We start from the raw sequence: 4,388 nt of genomic DNA, 5'->3' as shown, positions 1-4,388 counted from the left end.
CACCACTCATCAGGTCGAGCGTTAGCTCGCCTTCCGCTTTTGATCTGAGCGCCCCCTCGAGAGGCCGAGTGGAGGTTCTGCGCAGTGGGCAACCCGGCATGGATGCCGGGTTAGCCGCGCACGGCCAGGGATGGCCGATCGCGGCGGGCCCACGGAGCAGGACCGGAGCGAGGGCATGGTGAGCATTAGCGAGCCACCGAACGAAAGGGGCAAAAGCGCTTGGTTACTTGGCGCTTCTCCAAGTGACTCGCCGTAAGGGCGAAACCAATGGAAGCCGTTACCGCAGAAACGGATATCCCCCCAATCCAAAACCCCGCCTCAAAAAAAAACCCCAACCAGCTCACGCTGATCGGGGTTTTCTTTTACCCGCTTTCCCGCTTAGTGCGTAACGCGGCTCGTACCGTCTACAGTAGCAATCCGCACCCGCTCACCCACACGGAACACTTCGTTTTCCTGAACCTGCTGCACATAGGCACGCATGCTGCCGTCGTCTTCACGAACAGTGATTTCCACACCTTGGGTGCGGGTCAGGCCTTCCTCAGTGGCCGAGCCGATCAGCCCGCCAGCCACGGCGCCGATAACTGCAGCAACGATGCTGCCTTTACCACCGCCGATGCTGCTGCCGCCAACACCACCGACCGCCGCGCCGGCGAGGCCGCCGATCGGGGTCTTGGTGCCTTCGATTTTCACCGGACGCAGGGATTCGATGGTGCCCATGCGAACGGTCTGCACACGACGCGCTTCGTCACGGGAGTAGGAGTCACCGGTCAGGCTCGATTGGCAGCCAGTGAGCAACATCGCCATCGTGGAAAAGGAAGCAACAAGCAGAACAGACTTACGCATGGCATCACCTCCAAAGGACATGTAACCATTAAACTCCGCAGCTTGACGCGTGTCACGACGTCGCCCCGATAACATTGGTTTGATTCAGGCCCGGTACAGGGACCTCCACGAACTCATCAAACATTAGCGGCAAATGACGAGATCTGCGCCGCTGCCCCAAGGATTTTCATGGATTACTTCATCATTGTCGTCACCACTGTCGCCGGCCTGTACTTCCATGGGTGGTTGTACGTACGGATAAAACGCTGGATGGACCGCGATATGGCGCTAGCCCTGGCGGGGAGCGATGAGCAGAAAAGAGCCTACATGCTCCAGCAACTGGCGAACGCTCAAGCGCAGAAGATCAAGCGTCGGGACCTGCCTCAGTGGCTGGAGGCCGCTGCGGCAGGTTATCCCGGTCGGTAGACTGCTCAGGGCGCCAGACGTTCAAGAATCCAGTCGGCGCCTTGCAAACGATAGTTGAGGCGATCGTGCAGGCGGCTCGAACGGCCCTGCCAGAATTCGATGCGCTCAGGCAGCAGACGATAACCGCCCCAGTGCTCAGGGCAATGAGGCTGCGTATCGCTGAAACGTTGCTCGGTGTTCTTGAGCAACGCTTCCAGCTCGGCGCGATCGGCGATCACGCGGCTTTGCGGTGAAGCCCAGGCACCAAGGCGACTGCCCAGCGGCCGGACCTGGAAGTAGGCATCTGACTCCTCAGGCGTGACCTTCACCACCCGACCTTCTACACGAACCTGACGCTCGAGGGCCGGCCAGAAAAACGTCATGGCCGCGAACGGGTTCGCGGCCAGATGCTGGCCCTTGGCGCTGTCGTAGTTGGTGAAGAAGGTGAAGCCCTGCGCGTCCAGGCCCTTGAGCAGCAAAATGCGGCAATGCGGCCGACCGTCCTGATCGACGGTGGCCAGGGTCATGGCGTTGGCTTCCACCGGCGGCTGCTCGGTTTTCACCGCGTCGGCAAACCACTGATGGAACAGCGCGAACGGCTCGGCCGGGGCTTGTGCCTCGGTCAGGCCGTCTCGGGTGTAGTCGCGACGCATATCAGCCAGGCCCTGGGTCATGGCGCATTCCTTTTGGTTAACGAATCACTTTTTCACAGGATCAGCGACAACGACTTTTTTGTCAGCTGCCGCGGCTTTGGCCGGCGTGGTCTTTTTGGCCGGCGTCGCGGTTTTAGCCGGAGCCTTCTTGGCGGCGGCTTTCTTGGCCGGCGCTTTTTTCGTGGCAGGTACAGCGGCTTTCTTCGCGGCCGGTGCCGGGGTGACCGGCTTGGCCACTGGCTTGACGTCCTGGGCAGCGACCAGTTTCACCGGTGCAGGGGCTGGCATGTTGTACTTGCTCAACAGCGCAACCATAGTGTTTTGCGGAGTCACCAGCAGTTCGACGCGACGGTTCAAGGCACGGCCTTCAACGCTGTCGTTGGCCGCACGCGGGGCTTCGCCGCCCATGCCGCGCAGCATCAGGCGATCACGCTGCAGACCGCTGAGGCGGAAAATCGCCGCCACGGCTTGTGCGCGTTCCTGGCTCAGTTTCACGTTGGCCGGTGCGGCGCCCGAGGTGTCGCTGTGACCCAATACCAGCACGGCGGTCTTGGGATCGACTTCAAGGATTTTCGCCACGCGAGTGAACGGGCCGAGAGTCACCGGCAACAACATGGCCGGACGGTCGGGGTTGAACGAACCTTCTACTGGCGCGGTGACCACCAGCACGTTTTCACGGCGCTCGAGTTGCAGGTTACTGTCCTTGATCGCGGTGCGCAGGCGCGGTTCGTAATCGTCGAGCCAGGCCTGAGTGACCTTAGGGTCAGGCATCGGCACGACTTTGGCCGTGCTCTGCTCTTTGCCGCCGAACGGCCACCACCATTTGCCACCGGCGTCGGCTTCAGCCTTGGCAACCGGGGCCACCTCGGCAGGTTTCACAGGTGCCGGCGCGGGAGCCGGCTCTTTCGCCGCGACTTTGTCGGAGGAACCGAACGGCCACCAGCTGCTGCCATCCGAATCATTTTTTGGTGTCTGCGCACAACCGGTAACAGCGACACACAGGGCCAAAGCGAGGGTGGTTTTATTGAGTGACATTGGAAATCCACAAAAAAGAAGTCATAAAAATTCAGGCCGGCATGACCCGGATAAACAGACGGTTGGAAAACATAAAGGCCTTCGGGTTCCGGCCCTGGAACCCTTCAGCGCGTTTTACAGACAAGTGGCCAGTACCCGCGCGAGCTTTTGCGCGCGCGGATCCATCAAGACGTAAGGCCCCAGTGTATTTGTCACAAAACCGAAGGCGACATCGTATTCAGGGTCAGCAAAACCGATGGAGCCGCCAGCGCCCGGGTGACCGAACGCACGTGGGCCGAGGCCGTAGGTGGCGTTCGGGACATCCGGTTGATCGAGCATGCAACCCAGGCCGAAACGGGTCCGGGTCAGTAAAGTCTTGTCTTCGCCGAGGCTGTGTTCGCGGGTCAGCTCATCGAGCATCTCGCTTTCCAGCAGGCTGCCGTCGAGCAGCCCGGCATAGAACCCGGCCAGGCTGCGGGCATTGCCGTGGCCGTTGGCCGCCGGTTGTTGCATGCGCCGCCATTCCGGTTTGTTGGTGCTGGTCAGGACCGACGGCGGGTTAGTAAAGGCCCGCGTGGTCATGGCCGTCGGTTCGCGCATCGTCACTTGCAGCAGGCGCTGGGCCGCGGCATCCCCGACGTTGCCCTTGCCACGGGCGATGTGCGCCACGCGATGGAATTCTTCATCCGCCAGGCCGACGTGAAAATCCAGGCCCAACGGTTTGGCCACGCGGGCCACAATGGACTCGCCCGGGCCACGCCCGTCGGCACGGCGCAGTAACTCGCCGACCAGCCAGCCATAGGTGATCGCGGCATAACCGTGACCGGTGCCCGGCGTCCACCAAGGCGATTCGGCGGCCAGCGCATCGACCATGGTTTGCCAGTCGTAAAGCGCTTCCGGGGCCAGCAACTCGCGCAACGCCGGCAAACCAGCCTGATGGCAGAGCAGTTGACGCAAGGTGACGGATTCCTTGCCGGCGGCAGCGAATTCGGGCCAATAGCGGGCAACCGGGGCATCCAGTTGCAGCTTGCCTTCGGCGACCAGTTGCAGGGCGGTGACGGCGGTGAAGGTCTTGGTGCAGGAAAACAGGTTGGCGATAGTGTCGCTGTGCCAGGCCTCATGGCCATCCTTGTCGGCGGTGCCGGACCAGAGGTCGAGAACGGTTTCGCCGCCAACCTGGATGCACAACGCTGCGCCACGCTCCTGAGGATCGTCGAACAACGCCGCGAACGCTTCGCGAACCGCTTCGAACTTAAGCTCGTAATGACCCTGAATCTGCACCCGCTACTCCCTCGGACAAACGTTCTACAAAGTGGCCGGCATTGTTCCAGCCATTGATGGTTTTGGGAACAGGGTTGGGCCGGGCGGTCGGATTGCCGATCTATTGGATCTGGAATTCATGGTGTTTTTGAGGACGCCTTCGCGGGCAAGCCTCGCTCCTACAGGAGCACCACCGAACCTGTAGGAGCGAGGCTTGCCCGCGAAGAACGATAA

Annotated in this window: 5 protein-coding genes; 1 reads left to right on the top strand and 4 read right to left on the bottom strand. The window is 61.5% G+C overall.

Going from position 1 to position 4,388, the window contains the following annotated elements:
• Positions 1–378 precede the first annotated feature (378 nt).
• Complete coding sequence (locus KGB27_RS31025; RefSeq protein ID WP_008040841.1) at positions 379–843, bottom strand: glycine zipper 2TM domain-containing protein; 465 nt, start codon at positions 841–843, stop codon at positions 379–381.
• A 168-nt stretch (positions 844–1,011) separates the two neighbouring features.
• On the opposite strand from KGB27_RS31025, the gene KGB27_RS31020 reads away from it, so the two are divergent.
• A complete protein-coding gene (locus tag KGB27_RS31020) occupies positions 1,012–1,248 on the top strand; it encodes a hypothetical protein (RefSeq protein WP_008040840.1) in 237 nt (78 codons plus the stop codon).
• A gap of 5 nt (positions 1,249–1,253) precedes the next feature.
• Here the strand turns inward: KGB27_RS31020 and pdxH are convergent, their stop codons facing one another.
• The 3 genes from pdxH to KGB27_RS31005 all read right to left on the bottom strand — a co-directional run bounded on the left by pdxH (position 1,254) and on the right by KGB27_RS31005 (position 4,175).
• Positions 1,254–1,901: a pyridoxamine 5'-phosphate oxidase gene (gene pdxH / locus KGB27_RS31015; RefSeq protein WP_192228636.1), complete on the bottom strand. Its 648-nt coding sequence runs from the start codon at positions 1,899–1,901 to the stop codon at positions 1,254–1,256.
• A gap of 24 nt (positions 1,902–1,925) precedes the next feature.
• Complete coding sequence (locus KGB27_RS31010; protein WP_223557364.1) at positions 1,926–2,915, bottom strand: OmpA family protein; 990 nt, start codon at positions 2,913–2,915, stop codon at positions 1,926–1,928.
• 114 nt (positions 2,916–3,029) lie between these two features.
• Complete coding sequence (locus tag KGB27_RS31005) at positions 3,030–4,175, bottom strand: EstA family serine hydrolase (RefSeq protein WP_008040837.1); 1,146 nt, start codon at positions 4,173–4,175, stop codon at positions 3,030–3,032.
• Between the last annotated feature and the right edge of the window lie 213 nt (positions 4,176–4,388).

This window comes from Pseudomonas sp. BF-R-01, assembly GCF_019946615.1.
Lineage (GTDB): Bacteria > Pseudomonadota > Gammaproteobacteria > Pseudomonadales > Pseudomonadaceae > Aquipseudomonas > Aquipseudomonas migulae.
Note: the sequence above shows the minus strand (reverse complement) of the source record. Positions and strands in the feature narration are given on the sequence as shown.

Bases quoted from the DNA above. Each gene is read 5' to 3' on its own strand.
- KGB27_RS31010 (WP_223557364.1), bottom strand. From the start codon at position 2,915: ATGTCACTCAATAAAACCACCCTCGCTTTGGCCCTGTGTGTCGCTGTT.
- KGB27_RS31025 (WP_008040841.1), bottom strand. From the start codon at position 843: ATGCGTAAGTCTGTTCTGCTTGTTGCTTCCTTTTCCACGATGGCGATG.
- KGB27_RS31020 (WP_008040840.1), top strand. From the start codon at position 1,012: ATGGATTACTTCATCATTGTCGTCACCACTGTCGCCGGCCTGTACTTC.
- pdxH (WP_192228636.1), bottom strand. From the start codon at position 1,901: ATGACCCAGGGCCTGGCTGATATGCGTCGCGACTACACCCGAGACGGC.